Source organism: Pseudomonas sp. B22129, from assembly GCF_044218875.1.
Lineage (GTDB): Bacteria > Pseudomonadota > Gammaproteobacteria > Pseudomonadales > Pseudomonadaceae > Aquipseudomonas.
In genome coordinates this window covers 2698789-2715615 of the sequence record NZ_CP162592.1, presented here as the reverse complement: position 1 = coordinate 2715615, position 16827 = coordinate 2698789, and the positions used below count along the sequence as shown (strand labels likewise).

Sequence of the window (16827 nt, the reverse complement as noted above, 5' to 3'; positions counted from 1 at the left end):
AGAATAGCCCAAGACTGGCGACAGGCCAGCTATAGAATGACAAATATAATCATAAAGACGCCGGGCGTGGCTGCGCAGCGCTGGCGCCGGGGTAGTGCCCCAACTGCTGCAGGGTATCCAGCCTGGCGCGAGCGCGATAAGCGTACTCACTCGACGGGTATTGGCTGATGATGAATTGATAGGTTTGCACAGCATCGACGAACAGTTTTTGCCGCTCCAGGCATTGTCCGCGCAGCATCGAAACCTCCGGCTGCACGTACCGACGGGTGCGGCTTTCACGGTCGACCTGGGACAACTCCAGGGTGACACGCTCGCAATCACCCACCCCGTAGGCGCGGTACGCATTGTTCAAATGGTGGTCCATCGACCAGCGGGTACAGCCGACAACACTGACGGCCAGGGCAGCAACGAGCAAAATACGCATGGGGGTTCTCCTGTCTTGTGCAGTGTATCGACCCCTCGTCGAAAATCTTCAAGGATGTGGGTCGATTCATCTGCAACAAAAACAAGCCGATCGTCGATAAGTAGTGCAAACGAACAATGACTACAACGAAAGAGCATAGTAGCCTTCCTCAGCGCTTGAACTCAGGAGTCTGTGCATGTCCGTCCGTCGTACCAAAATCGTCGCCACCCTTGGCCCGGCCAGCAACTCGCCGGAAGTCCTCGAACAGCTGATTCTGGCTGGTTTGGACGTTGCCCGTCTGAACTTCTCCCACGGCACCCCGGACGAGCACAAGGCTCGCGCCAAGCTGGTGCGTGACCTGGCCGCCAAGCACGGTCGCTTCGTAGCGCTGCTCGGTGACCTGCAAGGCCCGAAAATCCGCATCGCCAAATTCGCCAACAAGCGCATCGAGCTGAAGATCGGTGACACGTTCACCTTCTCCACCAGCCACCCGCTGACCGAAGGCAACCAGCAAGTTGTGGGTATCGACTATCCGGACCTGGTCAAGGACTGCGGCGTCGGCGACGAGCTGCTGCTGGACGACGGCCGCGTCGTAATGCGCGTCGACACCGCAACCCCGACCGAGCTGCACTGCACCGTGATCATCGGCGGCCCGCTGTCCGACCACAAAGGCATCAACCGTCGTGGCGGTGGCTTGACCGCCCCGGCGCTGACTGAAAAAGACAAGGCCGACATCAAGCTCGCCGCCGAAATGGAAGTGGACTACCTCGCCGTGTCCTTCCCGCGCGACGCCGCCGACATGGAATATGCCCGTCAACTGCGCGACGAAGCCGGCGGCACTGCCTGGCTGGTGGCGAAGATCGAACGCGCCGAAGCGGTGGCCGATGACGAAACCCTCGACGGCCTGATCAAGGCTTCCGACGCCGTGATGGTTGCCCGTGGCGACCTGGGCGTGGAAATCGGTGACGCCGAGCTGATCGGTATCCAGAAGAAGATCATCCTGCACGCACGCCGCCACAACAAAGCGGTGATCGTGGCGACCCAGATGATGGAGTCGATGATCCAGAACCCGATGCCGACCCGCGCCGAAGTGTCCGACGTGGCCAACGCCGTGCTCGACTACACCGACGCCGTGATGCTCTCGGCTGAAAGTGCTGCCGGCCCGTACCCGCTGGAAGCGGTGCAAGCCATGGCGCGTATCTGCATCGGCGCCGAAAAGCACCCGACCAGCAAGACCTCCAGCCACCGTATCGGCAAAGAGTTCGAAAGCTGCGACCAGAGCATCGCCCTGGCGGCCATGTACACCGCCAACCACTTCCCGGGCGTTAAAGCGATCATCGCCTTGACCGAAAGTGGCTACACGCCGTTGATCATGTCGCGCATCCGTTCTTCGGTGCCGATCTACGCGTTCTCCCCGCACCGCGAAACCCAGGCCCGCGCGGCCATGTTCCGTGGCGTGTACACCGTACCGTTTGACCCGGCCTCGCTGCCGCCGCATGAAGTCAGCCAGGCGGCCATCGACGAGTTGATCAAGCGCGGTGTTGTGGAGAAAGGCGACTGGGTCATCCTGACCAAGGGCGACAGCTACCACACCATCGGCGGCACCAACGGCATGAAAATCCTGCACGTTGGCGACCCAATGGTTTGATGTGACACGCTGAAAAACAAAAGCCCCGCCCTGTGAATGGCGGGGCTTTTTTGCTTTGCAGGCTGGCTGTTGTGTTGGTTTCAGTGGCCTCTTTGCGAGCAAGCCCGCTCCCACATTTGACCGTGTTCCTTCAGAGTGTACGCGGTCAAATGTGGGAGCGGGCTTGCTCGCGAAGGCGTCCGACCAGGCAACACCCACTTAACGCCGGGTGATGAAAGCCGACAACGCCGCAATCGCCTCGGGGGATTTCAGACGCTGGACAAACAAGGCCCCCTCCTCCTCAATCACCTGCCGCAACTGCTCACGGTCCACGCTTTTCATCAGTTGCTTGGTCACCTGCACCGCTCCCGGCGCCAGGCTTTCAAAACGCTCGGCCATTTCCCGCGCCTTGGCCAAAGCCGCCTCACCATTGCCCAAGGCCTCAGTGGCAATCCCCCACTGCGCCGCCTGTTCACCGGTAAACCCTTCGCCCAGCAACAACAATTCAGCCGCCTTCGCATGCCCCAACAAACGCGGCAGGATCAGGCTGGAACCAAACTCCGGGCACAGCCCCAGGTTGACGAACGGCATGCGCAAGCGCGCATCACGGCTGATGTACACCAGGTCGCAATGCAGCAGCAAGGTGGTGCCAATGCCCACTGCCGAACCCGCCACACCGGCGATCACCGGTTTGCGGCAATTGAGCAGGCTTTTCATAAAGTGAAACGGTGGGCTGTCCAGGTCACTGGGCGGCTGTTCGAGGAAGTCACCGATATCATTGCCGGCGGTGAAACATTCACTGCTGCCCTGGATCAGCACGGCGCGGATATCCGCATCCGCATCGGCCTGCTCCAACGCGTCGGCCAGTTGCGTGTACATGGCGCGGGTCAGGGCATTCTTTTTGTCAGGGCGATTGAGCTGCAAAATCAGCAGCCCGCGTTCACGTAGCTGCAGGATGGCGTCGGTCATGGTGAATCTCGCGGCTGTAAAAGTCAGCGCTCAACCACGGGGCAGGAACACGTCAGCCAGCAGTTGATTGCGCGGCAGCCCCGCCAGGAACAAGCGTTTGGAAAACGCCTCGACACTGGCAGGGTGCCCGCAGAGTAAGGCCAGAGTTTGCCGCGAAACAAGCCGCAGTTGCGCCAATGCCTGGGTCGACTCAGCCGTCGTCCACAGCTCCACCGTCAGGTTCGGATACTGCGCGGCCAACTGCGCCAGGGGTTTTGCCAAATAATGGCCCTCAGCATCATGGGCCAGGTGAATCACGCGGATGGCGCCTTGATGATCCTGACGCAGCGCCTCGCGCAACACGCCCCACAACGGCCCAAGACCGGTGCCCGACGCCATCAACCACAACGGTCGGGTCTGCCAGTCCGGGTCGTATTGCAGCGCTCCCCCCCGTAATTCACCCAGCCGCAAGCAGTCACCGATCGCCAACTGCCGCGCGGCATCACAGAACTCACCGGGCTGGCGGCAATCAATATGAAACTCCAGAAACCCATCTTCCTGGGGCAAACTCGCCAGTGAATACGGTCGCGCCACCTGCCCCGCCCACACCACCAAGTGCTGCCCGGCGCGGTAACGCAAGCCACGTTCAGGTTGCAGGCGCAAGCGCAGCACATTCGAGTTCAGCCAGTCGACACCCACCACCTGCGCGGGCAAGCCGTCACGCTGCGGGTCAAACGCTTCAACCTTCAAGTCCCCTATAACCTGGCACTGACAGGCCAAACGCCAGCCGTCCTGACGCTGCGCCGGGCTCAAGGCGTCAGGTTGCTTGTCCTCAACTTCACCCTGACAGCGCACCAGGCAAGCATGGCAACTCCCCGCACGGCAACTGAAAGGCACGGCCACGCCCGCCAGATTCAAGGCATCCAACAGGTTGCTGCCGGTGGGGACCGACCAGTGGCGTTCGCCGACGTGCAGTTCAGGCATATAAGGTCTCAAACAGAAGGGGCGCGCACAGGGAATCATGCCTGCGACAGTTTGACCATAGTCGGGTGTATCGGCCACCGTGCCGGGTTATACTGCCGCGCCTTTTTAGCGTCGCGCCTGCACCACTTGGCGTGCCTTGGAAAGGTGGGCTCAGCCGACCGATGCAACACTGAGCCCACCTTTATTGAATGTTCCCTTATAGAGGAGCGCGACTCATGACCGTGATCAAGCAAGACGACCTGATTCAGAGCGTTGCCGACGCCCTGCAATTCATTTCCTACTACCACCCCGTTGACTTCATCCAGGCCATGCACGAAGCCTACCTGCGCGAAGAATCGCCAGCGGCCCGTGATTCCATCGCCCAGATCCTGATCAACTCGCGCATGTGCGCCACCGGCCATCGCCCGATCTGCCAGGACACCGGTATCGTTACCGTGTTCGTGCGCGTGGGCATGGATGTACGCTGGGACGGCGCCACCATGAGCCTGGACGACATGATCAACCAGGGCGTGCGCCAGGCCTACAACCTGCCGGAAAACGTGCTGCGCGCATCGATCCTCGCCGACCCGGCAGGCGCGCGCAAAAACACCAAGGACAACACCCCGGCGGTCATTCACTACTCCATCGTCCCGGGTAACACCGTGGAAGTGGACGTGGCGGCCAAGGGTGGCGGCTCCGAGAACAAGTCGAAAATGGCCATGCTCAACCCGTCCGACTCGATCGTCGACTGGGTTCTGAAAACCGTTCCAACCATGGGCGCCGGCTGGTGCCCACCGGGCATGCTCGGCATCGGCATCGGCGGCACCGCCGAGAAGGCTGCGGTGATGGCCAAGGAAGTGTTGATGGAATCCATCGACATCCACGAGCTGAAAAAGCGCGGCCCATCCAACCGTATCGAAGAGATGCGCCTGGAGCTGTTCGAGAAGGTCAACCAGTTGGGCATCGGCGCCCAGGGCCTCGGTGGCCTGACCACCGTGCTCGACGTGAAGATCATGGATTACCCGACTCACGCAGCGTCCCTGCCGGTGTGCATGATCCCCAACTGCGCCGCCACCCGTCACGCCCACTTCGTGCTCGACGGTTCGGGCCCGGCGTCGCTGGAAGCTCCACCGCTGGACGCCTACCCGGAAATCGTCTGGGAAGCCGGCCCGTCGGCCCGTCGCGTCAACCTCGACACCCTGACCCCGGAAGAAGTACAGAGCTGGAAACCGGGCGAAACCGTGCTGCTCAACGGCAAGATGCTCACCGGTCGCGACGCTGCGCACAAGCGCATGGTCGAGATGTTGAACAAGGGCGAAACCCTGCCGGTGGACCTCAAGGGCCGCTTCATCTACTACGTCGGCCCGGTTGATCCGGTACGCGAAGAAGTGGTTGGCCCAGCGGGCCCGACCACCGCCACGCGGATGGACAAGTTCACCCGTCAGATCCTCGAGCAAACCGGCCTGCTGGGCATGATCGGCAAATCCGAGCGCGGCCCTACCGCCATCGAAGCGATCAAGGACCACAAAGCCGTGTACCTTATGGCCGTGGGCGGCGCCGCTTACCTGGTGGCGCAAGCCATCAAGAAGTCGCGCGTTGTCGCTTTCGCCGAGTTGGGCATGGAAGCGATCTACGAGTTCGACGTGAAAGACATGCCTGTCACCGTTGCGGTGGATAGCAAAGGTGAATCCGTGCACATCACCGGTCCTGCCATCTGGCAGAAAAAGATCAGTGAAAGCCTGGCGGTAGAAGTGCAGTAAGCACCTCACCCGCAAGGAGAAAGGCGACCCGGCCCATGGCCCGGTCGCCTTTTTTATGGCTGACACTTTTGTCATGCCGAATGCGGTCACATGTGGGAGTGGGCTTGCTCGCGAAAGCGGTGGGTCAGTCAATTAATCTGTCACTGATACACCGCATTCGCGAGCAAGCCCGCTCCCACATAAAGCCCGCTCGTCACAACTCACGATGGTGCATGCTATGGTGCACTCCCCTTACCGTGCCTGCCCCTCACCGTATGATCGTGATCCCTCGCCCCCTGCGCCTGACCTTCTATTCCCTGCTGATCATCGCCGGTGCGCTACTGGCCGCGGCCCTGGCCACCCGCCATGCCGAACGCCAGGCCTTGGTGGACGACGCCGCCCGCGCCAATCAACAGCTGGCGCTGTACGCCAACTCACTGCACACCCTGATCGAACGCTACCGCGCCCTGCCCGCCGTGCTGGCCCTGGACTCGGAAATGATCAGCGCCTTGAAAAACCCGGTGGATGCCAGGACCCAAGACGTGCTCAACCGCAAACTGGAGCGGATCAACGGTGCGGCGCAGTCTTCCACCCTGGAATTGATGGACCGCACCGGCCTGGCCGTGGCCGCGAGTAACTGGAACCTGCCAAGCAGTTATGTGGGCCACAATTACGCATTTCGGCCGTATTTTCGCCAAACATTGAGCCAGGGCACCGGACGCTTTTATGCGGTGGGGGTCACCACCGGCATACCCGGTTATTTCCTCTCCAGCGCCGTGGTCGATGAGAATCAGCAATTCCTCGGCGCCATGGTCGTGAAGCTGGAGTTCCCCGAACTTGAACGCGAATGGGCTCAGGGCAATGACCTGCTGCTGGTCAGTGATGCGCGCGGCATCGTGTTTATCGCCAACCAGCCCGGCTGGCGATACCGCGCCCTGCGCCCCTTGTCTGACAGCGACCACGCGGAACTCAAAAGCACCCGGCAGTACGACAAAAAGCAGTTGCAGCCCCTGCAAGCAGATGCCCTGCAGCGTTTCGACGACAACAGCCACCTGATGCGCGTCAACGGCCCGGACGGCAACGCCAATTACATCTGGGAATCTTTGCCATTGAAGGCCGAAGGCTGGACGCTGCACCTGCTGCGCAAACCGCAGTTCGCCTTCGAAGACCAACGCAATGCCGGCCTTGCCGCCGCCGGTTCCTGGCTGGCGCTGGTGTTCCTGGCGCTGTTCCTGAACCAACGCTGGCGCCTGGCTCGTTTGCGTCAGCGCAGCCGCGAAGAGCTGGAGCAGTTGGTAGAAGAACGCACCCAAGCCCTGCGCACCGCACAGGACGGCTTGGTGCAGTCGGCCAAGCTGGCGGCGCTGGGTCAGATGTCTGCCGCACTCGCCCATGAAATCAACCAGCCACTGACTGCCCAACGCATGCAACTGGCGACCTTGCGTCTGCTGCTCGATCACGGCCGGGTGGACGATGCGTATAAGGCGCTCACCCCGCTGGACGAGATGCTCACGCGCATGGCCGCGCTCACCGGCCACCTCAAGACGTTCGCACGCAAAAGCCCGAGCGGCCTGCGCGAGCGCCTGGACCTGGCCACGGTGATCGACCAGTCCCTGCATCTGCTCGACGCGCGTTTGCGCGATGAAGCCATCGGCGTGGTGCTGGACGTGACCCGCCCGGCCACCGTGCGCGGCGACGCCATTCGTCTGGAGCAAGTGCTGATCAACCTGCTGCGCAACGCCCTCGACGCCATGGCCGACAAACCGCGCAAACGTCTGGAAATCCGCCTGCACGCCGACCAGCAGCTGTGGCTTTTGAGCGTCAGCGACAGCGGCGGCGGGATTGCCGAAGAGCACCTCAACAGCGTGTTCGACCCCTTCTTCACCACCAAGCCGGTGGGCGACGGGCTCGGCTTGGGGCTGGCGGTGTCCTACGCTATCGTGCACGAATTGGGCGGCCGCCTGATCGCGGGCAACCGCGGTGACGGCGCGGTGTTTACCCTGACCTTGCCTATCGCGCTGGAGACGCCCGACCTATGTTGAACGCGGTGATTGTGGTCGATGACGAAGCCAGCATTCGCACGGCCGTCGAGCAATGGCTGAGCCTGTCGGGGTTTGAGGTGCAGTTGTTCAGCCGCGCCGAAGAATGCCTGGCGCGCCTGCCCAAGGACTTTCCCGGTGTAATTCTGAGCGATGTCCGCATGCCAGGCCTGAGCGGCCTGGAGCTGCTGGCCGAAGTACAACGCCGTGATGCCGACTTGCCGGTCATCCTGCTGACCGGCCACGGCGACGTGCCAATGGCCGTGGAGGCCATGCGCGATGGGGCCTACGACTTTCTGGAAAAGCCCTTCAGCCCCGACGCTTTGCTCAACAGCCTGCGCCGCGCCCTGGACAAGCGCGGGCTGATTCTGGAAAACCGCCGCCTGCATCAACAGGCTGACCACCGCGCACAGCTGGAGTCCAGCTTGCTGGGTGTGTCCCGGGGTTTGCAGAACCTGCGGCGCCAGGTGCTGGACCTCGCGACTTTGCCGGTCAATGTGCTGATCCGGGGCGAAACCGGCAGCGGCAAAGAGCTGGTCGCGCGATGCCTGCATGACTTTGGGCCACGGGCGAAGAAACCCTTTGTGGCACTCAACTGCGCCGCCATCCCCGAGCAGCTGTTTGAAGCCGAGCTGTTCGGCCACGAAAGCGGCGCGTTCACCGGCGCCCAAGGCAAACGCATCGGCAAGCTGGAATACGCCCACGGCGGCACGCTGTTTCTCGACGAAATCGAAAGCATGCCGCTGGCTCAACAGGTGAAATTACTGCGCGTATTACAGGAACAGAAGCTGGAGCGGCTGGGTTCCAACCAAAGCATTCATGTGGATTTACGCATCATCGCCGCCACCAAGCCAGACCTGTTGGAAGAAGCTCGTGCCGGGCGCTTTCGCGAAGACCTGGCGTATCGCCTGAACGTTGCGCAGTTGCGCCTGCCACCGTTACGCGAGCGCCGCGAAGATATTCCGCTGCTCTACGAACACTTTGCCCATAGCGCCGCCGAGCGTTTGGGCCGCACTGCCGAACCCTTGAGCGGCCCGCAACTGGGGCGCCTGCTCAGCCATGACTGGCCGGGCAATGTGCGTGAATTGGCCAACGTCGCCGAGCGTCAGGTGCTGGGCCTGGGCGAGCCGGAGCCGGAATTTGTGGAGGCCGGGCAATCCCTGGCGGCGCAGCAGGAGGCTTTCGAGGCCCATTGCCTGAAGGCTGCACTGATGCGGCACAAGGGCGATATCAAGGCGGTGCTGGCGGAGTTGCAGCTGCCGCGGCGTACGTTCAATGAGAAGATGCAGCGGCATGGGTTGGTAAGAGACACATTCCTCTAGGCCCAAGCTTGTATTGCCTGGCAGGACGCCTTCGCGAGCAAGCCCGCTCCCACAGTTGATCTCATTCCAACTGGATGGATGCGGTCGAATGTGGGAGCGGGCTTGCTCGCGAAGAGGCCGGCCGCCATAAGCGGATTTCCGCTCATAGCCTGAAAATCATCAGCAACTTTCCGCTCAAAAACACCCTGAAACCCCTCTAATCCGGGCCTTCATCCACCTGGCACAGCTCCTGCTATAGCCCAAACCAGGCGGCGCTCGCGCACGCTCCACAAAAACAATTAGATGAAGGATCCTTCAATGGATAACTCCAACGCCTTGCCTCTGGGGTCGGCGGCCGCGCCGGCGAAAGAACGCACCACGTCCAGCCGGATCAAATCGATCTTCAGCGGCTCGGTCGGCAACATGGTCGAGTGGTATGACTGGTACGTCTACGCCGCCTTCTCGCTGTACTTCGCCAAAGCCTTCTTCCCCGCTGGCTCCTCCACCGCGCAGTTGATGAACACCGCCGCCATCTTTGCCGTGGGCTTCATCATGCGCCCGATCGGCGGCTGGCTGATGGGCCTCTACGCCGACTACAAAGGCCGAAAAGCCGCGCTGATGGCCTCGGTATTGCTGATGTGCTTCGGCTCGCTGCTGATTGCGCTGACGCCGGGCTACGACACCATCGGCATCGGTGCGCCGATCCTGCTGGTATTCGCCCGCTTGCTGCAGGGCTTGTCGGTGGGCGGCGAGTACGGCACCTCGGCGACTTACCTGAGTGAAATGGCGACCAAGGAACGTCGCGGCTTCTTCTCAAGTTTCCAGTACGTAACCCTGATCTCCGGCCAGCTCATCGCCCTGGCGGTGCTGATTGTGCTGCAACAAATACTGACCACTGAGCAGTTGTATGCCTGGGGCTGGCGTATCCCGTTCGCCATCGGCGCCCTCTGCGCAGTAGTCGCGTTGTACTTGCGTCGCGGCATGGAAGAAACCGAGTCCTTCACCAAGAAGGAAAAAGCCAAGGAAAGCGCCATGCGCACCTTGATGCGTCACCCCAAGGAAGTGCTGACCGTCGTCGGACTTACAATGGGTGGCACCCTGGCGTTCTACACCTACACCACCTACATGCAGAAATACCTGGTGAACACCGTCGGCATGAGCATTTCCGACTCCACCACCATTTCAGCCGCGACGCTGTTCCTGTTCATGTGCCTGCAACCCCTGGTCGGCGGGCTCTCGGACAAGGTGGGGCGCCGGCCGATCCTGATCGCTTTCGGCATCCTCGGCACCCTGTTTACCGTGCCGATCCTCACCACCCTGCACACCATCCAGAGCTGGTGGGGCGCGTTTTTCCTGATCATGGCAGCGCTGATCATCGTCAGCGGCTACACCTCGATCAACGCGGTGGTGAAGGCCGAATTGTTCCCGACTGAAATCCGCGCCCTGGGCGTAGGCCTGCCATACGCCCTGACCGTGTCGATTTTCGGCGGTACCGCTGAATACATCGCGCTGTGGTTCAAGAGCATTGGCATGGAGACCGGGTATTACTGGTACGTGACGGCGTGTATTGCCATTTCGCTGGCGGTTTACGCGACCATGAAGGACACCCGTAAACACTCGCGCATCACCACGGACTAAAGATTTAACGCAGTAAAAAATGTGGGAGCGGCGGTGCGACGATTCGACTTGCCCGCGAAAGCGGAGTGTCAGTCAACACATCAGTGACTGAAAGACCGCATTCGCGGGCAAGCCCGCTCCCACATTTCGTTCTATAGCGTTTGCTGAACAGTGTCAGGTCAGCTCTACCGGCTGCTGGCGCCCATACCGGCGCTGCGCATACGACGCCCCCGCAATCATCACCACCAGCACCGCCGCCAACACGGCAGACGAACCAATGGTGCCGAAATCCAGCCCGCCCTTTTCATGGGGCTTGGTAAGGAAATCGCCCAAGGTCGCGCCAAACGGTCGGGTCAGCACAAAGGCCACCCAGAACAGCAGCACTGACGAAATCCGGGTGAAGTATTTGAGCGCCACCACAAGCGCGATGGCCGAACCGATCAACAAGGCCCCCCCGGCGAAACCCAACCCGGAGTCATCCGCCAGGAAATCGCCCAAGGCCGTACCCAACGTGTTGGAAAACAGGATGGCCATCCAGTAGAACAGCTCGCCGCGGAAGGTCTGCACCTTGTTCACGTTCAGCGAGTCGCCACTGAGGCGCCACAGCGCAAAGATGATCATCAGGATCACCACCAGAATCATCGACCCGGCGGCATAGCCCAGGCCCAGCGTACGGTCCATGAAGTCCGACATCGTGGTGCCGGCGGTGCTGGTGGACAGGATCACGATCCAGTAGAGCACCGGGTTATAGGTTTTCGACCAGAGTTGCGTCACCAGGGTGAAGAAAAACACGCTGATCAGGATCATCGAACTGATCGCATAGCCCACATTCAGGGTCATCGACAGCAAGTCCCCGGCGGTTTCGCCCAGGGTGGTTGCGCAGATTTTCATGACCCAGAACGCCAGGGTGATTTGAGGAAGTTTATTCATGGGTTGGAAGGCTCCGAAGCTCAGTCTCTCAATGGGCCGACTGGGTGGGGGTGTCGACTTGCAGCGCAGACTGAAGGTGGAGCTGTGAAAAATAGGTGGGCGATGAATGAAAATTCCATCGGTTCGATGGAAATTCGCGGCCATGGCTTGCAGTATGGCCAATTCACAGACACCCACAGCAGGAAACCCCGGCCATGTCCGACGATATCCATTTCTACGAACCTGCCAACGGCCACGGCCTGCCCCATGACCCGTTCAACGCCATCGTCGGTCCACGGCCCATCGGCTGGATTTCCTCCCACGACACAGAAGGCCGCCTGAACCTGGCGCCCTACAGCTTCTTCAACGCGTTCAACTACATTCCTCCGATCATTGGTTTTTCCAGCGTCGGGCGCAAAGACAGCCTGAACAACATCGAACAGACCGGCGAGTTTGTGTGGAACCTGGCCACCCGCCCGCTGGCCGAGCAGATGAATCAGAGTTGTGCGGCGGTATCGCCCGAGGTGAACGAATTCGAGTTGTCCGGGCTGACGCCGGTGGCTTCGAAAATCGTCAGTGTGCCGCGTGTGGGCGAGAGCCCGGTGGCGTTCGAGTGCAAGGTCACGCAGATCATTCAGTTGCAGCGTGCCGACAAGGCACTGGTGCCAAGCTGGCTGGTGCTGGGTGAAGTGGTTGCGGTGCACATTGCCAAGTGGTTGCTCAAGGACGGCATCTACGACACCGCTGCGGCCGAGCCGATCTTGCGCGGCGGTGGGCCGGCGGATTACTTCCAGCTGGGGCCGGAGGCGCTGTTCAAGATGTATCGGCCCGGTGCCAACAAACGCTGATTGGAATGCAATAAAAAATGTGGGAGCGGGCTTGCTCGTGAATGCGGTGTATCAGCCACCGGATTCGGTGATAGACACTCCGCATTCGCGAGCAAGCCCGCTCCCACATTTGGGTCGGTGGTGTACTTTAATTGGTGGCAGTTGCCCAACTCAGTTGACCGTCTTGATCCACATCGACGAGGCACTCAAGCTGCAGCACCGCCGCATCATCAGCATCGGAAGCCGTCTTGAACTTCTGCCCATCAAGGATCTTGTGAAACTGCGGTGCGCCCATGCCATCCAGTGCCTTGACGGCGACGGCGGCGCTGTAGCCACCTTCTCCCGGCACTACGGCGGAAACGGCTTCGTGGTGGGCAAATTGTTTACGTGCCATGTTGCAGGTCCTGGCCAATGGAAAGTTGGCCATTGTAACCCTCAACCGGCGAGTTGCAGGTACTCGCCGTAGGCGTGTGCAGCGGATGCATCAGTAAAGGTCTGGAAGTCCATGCTGCGAACCACCATGTCATTCAACAGCTCAGTAAAGATCATCAAGGCCGGAGAATTGAAGTAGGCGCTCATCGCCTGCTCGCTGCTCCAGAAACCCGAGACCAGCCATACATCGGGGTCTACCTGGGAATGCTGCAACGAGAATTGCAGGCAACCCTGAGCCTGACGGCCCGGTTCAATCAAACTGCTCAAGCGTGCACCGAGTTCGGTGCTGCAACCGCTGCGTGCGCGGATAAAGGCCATATGGCTCGCGGGAATGGGGGTGGACATGTTCGACTCTCCCGTTGAGAAGTGATGCTCGGCAAGCACTGTGAGGGCGTGTTGCCACAGGATCAAAGATAACGGCGCGGGTGTGGCCACGGTTAGTCAAATCCTGCAGGCTTATTGCACAATCCTGCGAGATGCGTAGATACGACGTTTGGCCCGCCGGTTTTATTCCATGCCCATGTTCAGTGTTTCAGGCAGATGACAGGCACTGGCCTTGCCTGATTCACGACTTGCCGCAGGATCAGGCAAGGATTGTGCAGAATCGACGTAACACTTTTTGAAAAGCCGCCGCTAAGCTGAACCCATCAAAGAAGCCTGCAGAGGTCGCCCCATGTCGTCGCCTGAACATAAATCCCTGCCGCTGGATGCCGAGATGGAAAAGCAGCGCGCCGAACTGGCCAGCATCGTGCACCGCCACACTTGGGAAGATGGCTCCTACGGCACCGCGATCACCTCGTTGTACCTGAACCGCCACAACACGCCGCGCGATTTCATGCCGGTGCTGGTGGAGCCCGCGTTGTGCATCCTCGCCAGCGGCAGCAAGGAAGTGCGCCTGGCCGACGAAATTTTCGCCTACGACCCGCTCAATTACCTGGTGTTTTCGGTGGCGATGCCGGTGGCCGGGCGGATCCTCGAGGCGACGCCTGAAGACCCCAACCTGTCGGTGCGCATCAATATCGACCCGGCACAGCTCACCGCGTTGATCGCCGAGGCCGGCCCGATGGGTGTGCCTTCACGCCCGACCTCGCGTGGCATGTATGTGGACCGTATCGATGCTCAACTGCTCGACGCGGTCCTGCGCCTGGCACGCTTGCTGGACGCACCCAAAGACATTGCCATGCTCGCGCCGCTGATCAACCGCGAGATTCTTTACCGTCTACTGCGTGGGCCGCAGGGCTATCGGCTGTACGAAATTGCCGTGGCCAACAGCCAGAGCCATCGCGTCAGCCAAGCGATCAAGTGGTTGAATGGCAACTACGAGCAACCGCTGCGCATTGATGACCTGGCCAAGGAAGTGAACCTGAGCGTCTCGACCTTGCATCACCGCTTCAAGGCGATTACCGCCATGAGCCCGTTGCAGTATCAGAAGCAGTTGCGCTTGCAGGAAGCGCGGCGTTTGATGATCGCCGAAGGGCTGGAAGCCTCGGCGGCGGGGTATCGGGTGGGGTATGAAAGCCCGTCGCAGTTCAGCCGGGAATACAGCCGGTTGTTTGGCGCACCGCCTTTGCGCGACCTGGCCCGGATGCGCCAGAGCGTCTGACCCAACACAGATCAAAATGTGGGAGCGGGCTTGCCTGCGATGGCTGTGGGTCAGCTGGCTCATCTGCTGCTGATACACCGCTATCGCAGGCAAGCCAGCTCCCACATTGGTTCTGCGTGAAGTCAGTCCAGGGTGCGGGGTAGCTGCAAGGTGACCCGCAGCCCGCCCTCGCGCAGATTCTGCAAACTCACCTCACCCCCATGGCTGTGGGCAATATTGCGCGCAATCCCCAACCCCAGCCCGTAGCCCTGCTGCTGCCCGGCCAGGCGGAAATGCGGTTCAAAGACCTGCTCCAACCGCTGCTCCGGCACGCCCGGACCTTCATCATCCACATGCAGGATAAATTCCGCACCATCGTCCTCGATGTGCAAATGCGCGTTCTGCCCGTACTTCAACGCATTGTCGATCAGGTTGCCAATGCAGCGCTTGAGCGCCAGCGGCTTGCCCGGGTAGGTGGTCAGCGCGCGGCCATCCTGGGTGATGCGGCCATTGCCATTGGGGGCCAGGTAGGGTTCAACGAGGCAATCGAGTACATGGTTGAGGTCCACCGGCTCGATGTTTTCGTGAATGTCGGTGTCCTTCACGCATTGCAGCGCGCCCTTCACCAACAGCTCCAGTTCATCCAGATCGCGGCCGAATTTGGTTTGCAGGTTCTCGTCTTCCAGCAACTCCACACGCAGGCGCAGCCGGGTAATCGGCGTGCGCAAATCGTGGGAAATCGCGCTGAATAATTGGCTGCGCTCGGTCAGGTAGCGGCTGATGCGCTCGCGCATGGCGTTGAACGCGCGGCCCACTTCCACCACTTCGCTGCCACCGCCTTCGGCCACAGGTTCCACGTCGGCGCCCAGGGACATGTCCCGCGCCGCGCGCGCCAGGCGTTTGAGCGGCCGGCTCTGCCAGTGCACCAGCAGGCCGATGAACAACAGCAAAAAGCCGCTGGTCAGCACGATAAACCACACTTGCTGCGACGGCAGGCCTTGTTCTTCAAGGCTGGTGTAGGGCTCGGGCAACAGCGAGGCGATGTACAGCCATTCGCCCGGTGCAAGCTGGATCTGGGTGACCAGTACCGGCGGGTTCACCGGCTCCAGGGTCAGCGCGTAATGCGCCCAGGAGCGCGGCAGTTCGTCGAGCTTCAGCCCGGCATTGAAGATACGCAGGTCTTCGGCGCTGACGAACTCCACCGAAATGTGCACGTCGCTGCCCAGGGTTTGGCGCAGCACTTCATCCACCGCTTGCAGCACCGCTTGTTTGCGCGGGGTCTGCGGCAGAATCTGCATGTCCAGCGGACGGTCGTTGAGGGTCACCACAAAGCGGGTGCCGCCCATGCTGCGCAGTTGATCAAGGACCAACGGGCGATAGGCCACGGGCAACGAACGGAAATAACTCACGCTGGCTGTCATCGAGTGGGCGAGGCTACGGGCACTGGTGACCAGACCTTCAAGCTGAGTGGCACGCAGTTGCGAAACCCAGATCACGCTGGACAGCGCCTGGGCGAACAACACCGCCAGCAAGGTCAACAGCAGCATCCGCCCTAGCAACGAACGCGGCACCGGGAAGCGGCGGCGCTCGGTCAAATGCTCAGTGGGCATTGCCGGCAACCACGCTGGCTGCCAGTTGATAGCCGCTGCCGCGCACGGTGCGGATCAGCCTCGGGGGTTTTTCCGTGTCGCGCAGGCGTTGGCGCAGGCGGCTGACGGCCATGTCGACGATACGGTCCAGCGGCATCAGATCGCGGCCACGGGTGGCATTGCCGATGGTGTCGCGGTCAAGAATTTGCTGTGGGTGGTCGAGAAACAGTTTGAGCAGGGCGAAGTCGGCGCCGGAGAGAATCACCTCTTCGCCGTCGATGTGAAACAAGCGGTGGCTGATCATGTCCAGGCGCCACTCGTCAAACACCCACACATCACCGCCGCTGCTGCGCTCCTGGCCAAACTGGGCACGGCGCAACAGGGCCTTGATCCGCGCCTGCAACTCGCGCGGGCTGAAAGGCTTGCCGATGTAGTCGTCGGCGCCCAGCTCCAGGCCGATCACACGGTCGGTTTCGTCGGAGCTGGCGGTAAGCATGATGATCGGCACCTGCGCCTGGCGCGGGTGCTGGCGGATCCAGCGGCAGAGGCTGAAACCGTCTTCGTCCGGCAACATCACATCAAGGATGACCAGATCACACGGCGCCTCGTTCATGGCTTGGCGGAACCCCGCGCCGTCCGACACGCCCCGCACCTGGAAACCGGCGCGGCTGAGGTAGGTTTGCAGCAATTCGCGGATTTCCTGGTCGTCGTCGACGAGGAGAATGGATTTACTGATTACGCTCACGGGGTCCTCCTTGTTGTTATGGGGTGTTCTTGAGGGCCTCATCGCAGGCAAGCCAGCTCCCACAGGGGAATGCATTCCAAATGTGGGAGCTGGCTTGCCTGCGATG

Annotated in this window: 15 protein-coding genes; 7 read left to right on the top strand and 8 right to left on the bottom strand. The window is 61.1% G+C overall.

Annotated elements, in window-relative coordinates; genetic code table 11:
* Positions 1–49: 49 nt before the first annotated feature.
* Complete coding sequence (locus AB4P94_RS12350) at positions 50–424, bottom strand: tol-pal system YbgF family protein (RefSeq protein ID WP_395610744.1); 375 nt, start codon at positions 422–424, stop codon at positions 50–52.
* Between the two features lie 175 nt (positions 425–599).
* Between AB4P94_RS12350 and pyk the strand changes: the two genes are divergently transcribed.
* Positions 600–2051, top strand: coding sequence for a pyruvate kinase (gene pyk, locus AB4P94_RS12345; protein WP_395610743.1), 1452 nt, complete (start codon positions 600–602; stop codon positions 2049–2051).
* 198 nt (positions 2052–2249) lie between these two features.
* On the opposite strand, the gene AB4P94_RS12340 is transcribed toward pyk, so the two are convergent.
* Both AB4P94_RS12340 and AB4P94_RS12335 read right to left on the bottom strand, forming a co-directional pair.
* Entirely contained in the window at positions 2250–2999 is a 750-nt protein-coding gene (locus tag AB4P94_RS12340; RefSeq protein ID WP_395610742.1) for an enoyl-CoA hydratase, read from the bottom strand.
* Between the two features lie 30 nt (positions 3000–3029).
* The gene (locus tag AB4P94_RS12335; RefSeq protein WP_395610741.1) at positions 3030–3962 is read right to left on the bottom strand and encodes an iron-sulfur-binding ferredoxin reductase; all 933 of its coding nucleotides are present in this window, start codon (positions 3960–3962) and stop codon (positions 3030–3032) included.
* A 215-nt stretch (positions 3963–4177) separates the two neighbouring features.
* Between AB4P94_RS12335 and AB4P94_RS12330 the strand changes: the two genes are divergently transcribed.
* The 4 genes from AB4P94_RS12330 to AB4P94_RS12315 all read left to right on the top strand — a co-directional run bounded on the left by AB4P94_RS12330 (position 4178) and on the right by AB4P94_RS12315 (position 10658).
* A complete protein-coding gene (locus AB4P94_RS12330; protein ID WP_078738892.1) occupies positions 4178–5701 on the top strand; it encodes a fumarate hydratase in 1524 nt (507 codons plus the stop codon).
* A 254-nt stretch (positions 5702–5955) separates the two neighbouring features.
* Positions 5956–7722, top strand: a complete 1767-nt coding sequence (locus AB4P94_RS12325) for an ATP-binding protein (protein WP_395610740.1) — start codon at positions 5956–5958, stop codon at positions 7720–7722.
* Positions 7716–9041 (top strand): sigma-54-dependent transcriptional regulator, encoded by a 1326-nt coding sequence (locus AB4P94_RS12320; protein WP_395610739.1) that lies wholly within the window; start codon positions 7716–7718, stop codon positions 9039–9041. The genes AB4P94_RS12325 and AB4P94_RS12320 overlap by 7 nt, the downstream gene beginning before the upstream one ends.
* A gap of 297 nt (positions 9042–9338) precedes the next feature.
* Complete coding sequence (locus AB4P94_RS12315; protein ID WP_395610738.1) at positions 9339–10658, top strand: MFS transporter; 1320 nt, start codon at positions 9339–9341, stop codon at positions 10656–10658.
* A 153-nt stretch (positions 10659–10811) separates the two neighbouring features.
* On the opposite strand, the gene AB4P94_RS12310 is transcribed toward AB4P94_RS12315, so the two are convergent.
* Positions 10812–11567, bottom strand: a complete 756-nt coding sequence (locus tag AB4P94_RS12310) for a hypothetical protein (protein WP_395610737.1) — start codon at positions 11565–11567, stop codon at positions 10812–10814.
* A 194-nt stretch (positions 11568–11761) separates the two neighbouring features.
* Between AB4P94_RS12310 and AB4P94_RS12305 the strand changes: the two genes are divergently transcribed.
* Positions 11762–12394 carry a flavin reductase family protein gene (locus AB4P94_RS12305; RefSeq protein WP_395610736.1) on the top strand — a complete coding sequence of 211 codons (633 nt, stop codon included), beginning with the start codon at positions 11762–11764 and terminating at the stop codon, positions 12392–12394.
* A gap of 127 nt (positions 12395–12521) precedes the next feature.
* Here the strand turns inward: AB4P94_RS12305 and AB4P94_RS12300 are convergent, their stop codons facing one another.
* Both AB4P94_RS12300 and AB4P94_RS12295 read right to left on the bottom strand, forming a co-directional pair.
* Entirely contained in the window at positions 12522–12767 is a 246-nt protein-coding gene (locus AB4P94_RS12300; RefSeq protein WP_395610735.1) for a hypothetical protein, read from the bottom strand.
* Between the two features lie 41 nt (positions 12768–12808).
* Complete coding sequence (locus tag AB4P94_RS12295) at positions 12809–13150, bottom strand: antibiotic biosynthesis monooxygenase family protein (RefSeq protein ID WP_034100252.1); 342 nt, start codon at positions 13148–13150, stop codon at positions 12809–12811.
* A 328-nt stretch (positions 13151–13478) separates the two neighbouring features.
* On the opposite strand from AB4P94_RS12295, the gene AB4P94_RS12290 reads away from it, so the two are divergent.
* Positions 13479–14408, top strand: a complete 930-nt coding sequence (locus tag AB4P94_RS12290) for an AraC family transcriptional regulator N-terminal domain-containing protein (RefSeq protein WP_395610734.1) — start codon at positions 13479–13481, stop codon at positions 14406–14408.
* A gap of 122 nt (positions 14409–14530) precedes the next feature.
* Here AB4P94_RS12290 and AB4P94_RS12285 read toward each other — a convergent pair whose 3' ends face one another.
* Together AB4P94_RS12285 and AB4P94_RS12280 are read right to left on the bottom strand one after the other, a co-directional pair.
* Positions 14531–15958 carry an ATP-binding protein gene (locus AB4P94_RS12285; protein WP_395611326.1) on the bottom strand — a complete coding sequence of 476 codons (1428 nt, stop codon included), beginning with the start codon at positions 15956–15958 and terminating at the stop codon, positions 14531–14533.
* Positions 15959–15986: 28 nt separating this feature from the next.
* Positions 15987–16763 carry a response regulator gene (locus AB4P94_RS12280; protein ID WP_395610733.1) on the bottom strand — a complete coding sequence of 259 codons (777 nt, stop codon included), beginning with the start codon at positions 16761–16763 and terminating at the stop codon, positions 15987–15989.
* Positions 16764–16827: the final 64 nt, after the last annotated feature.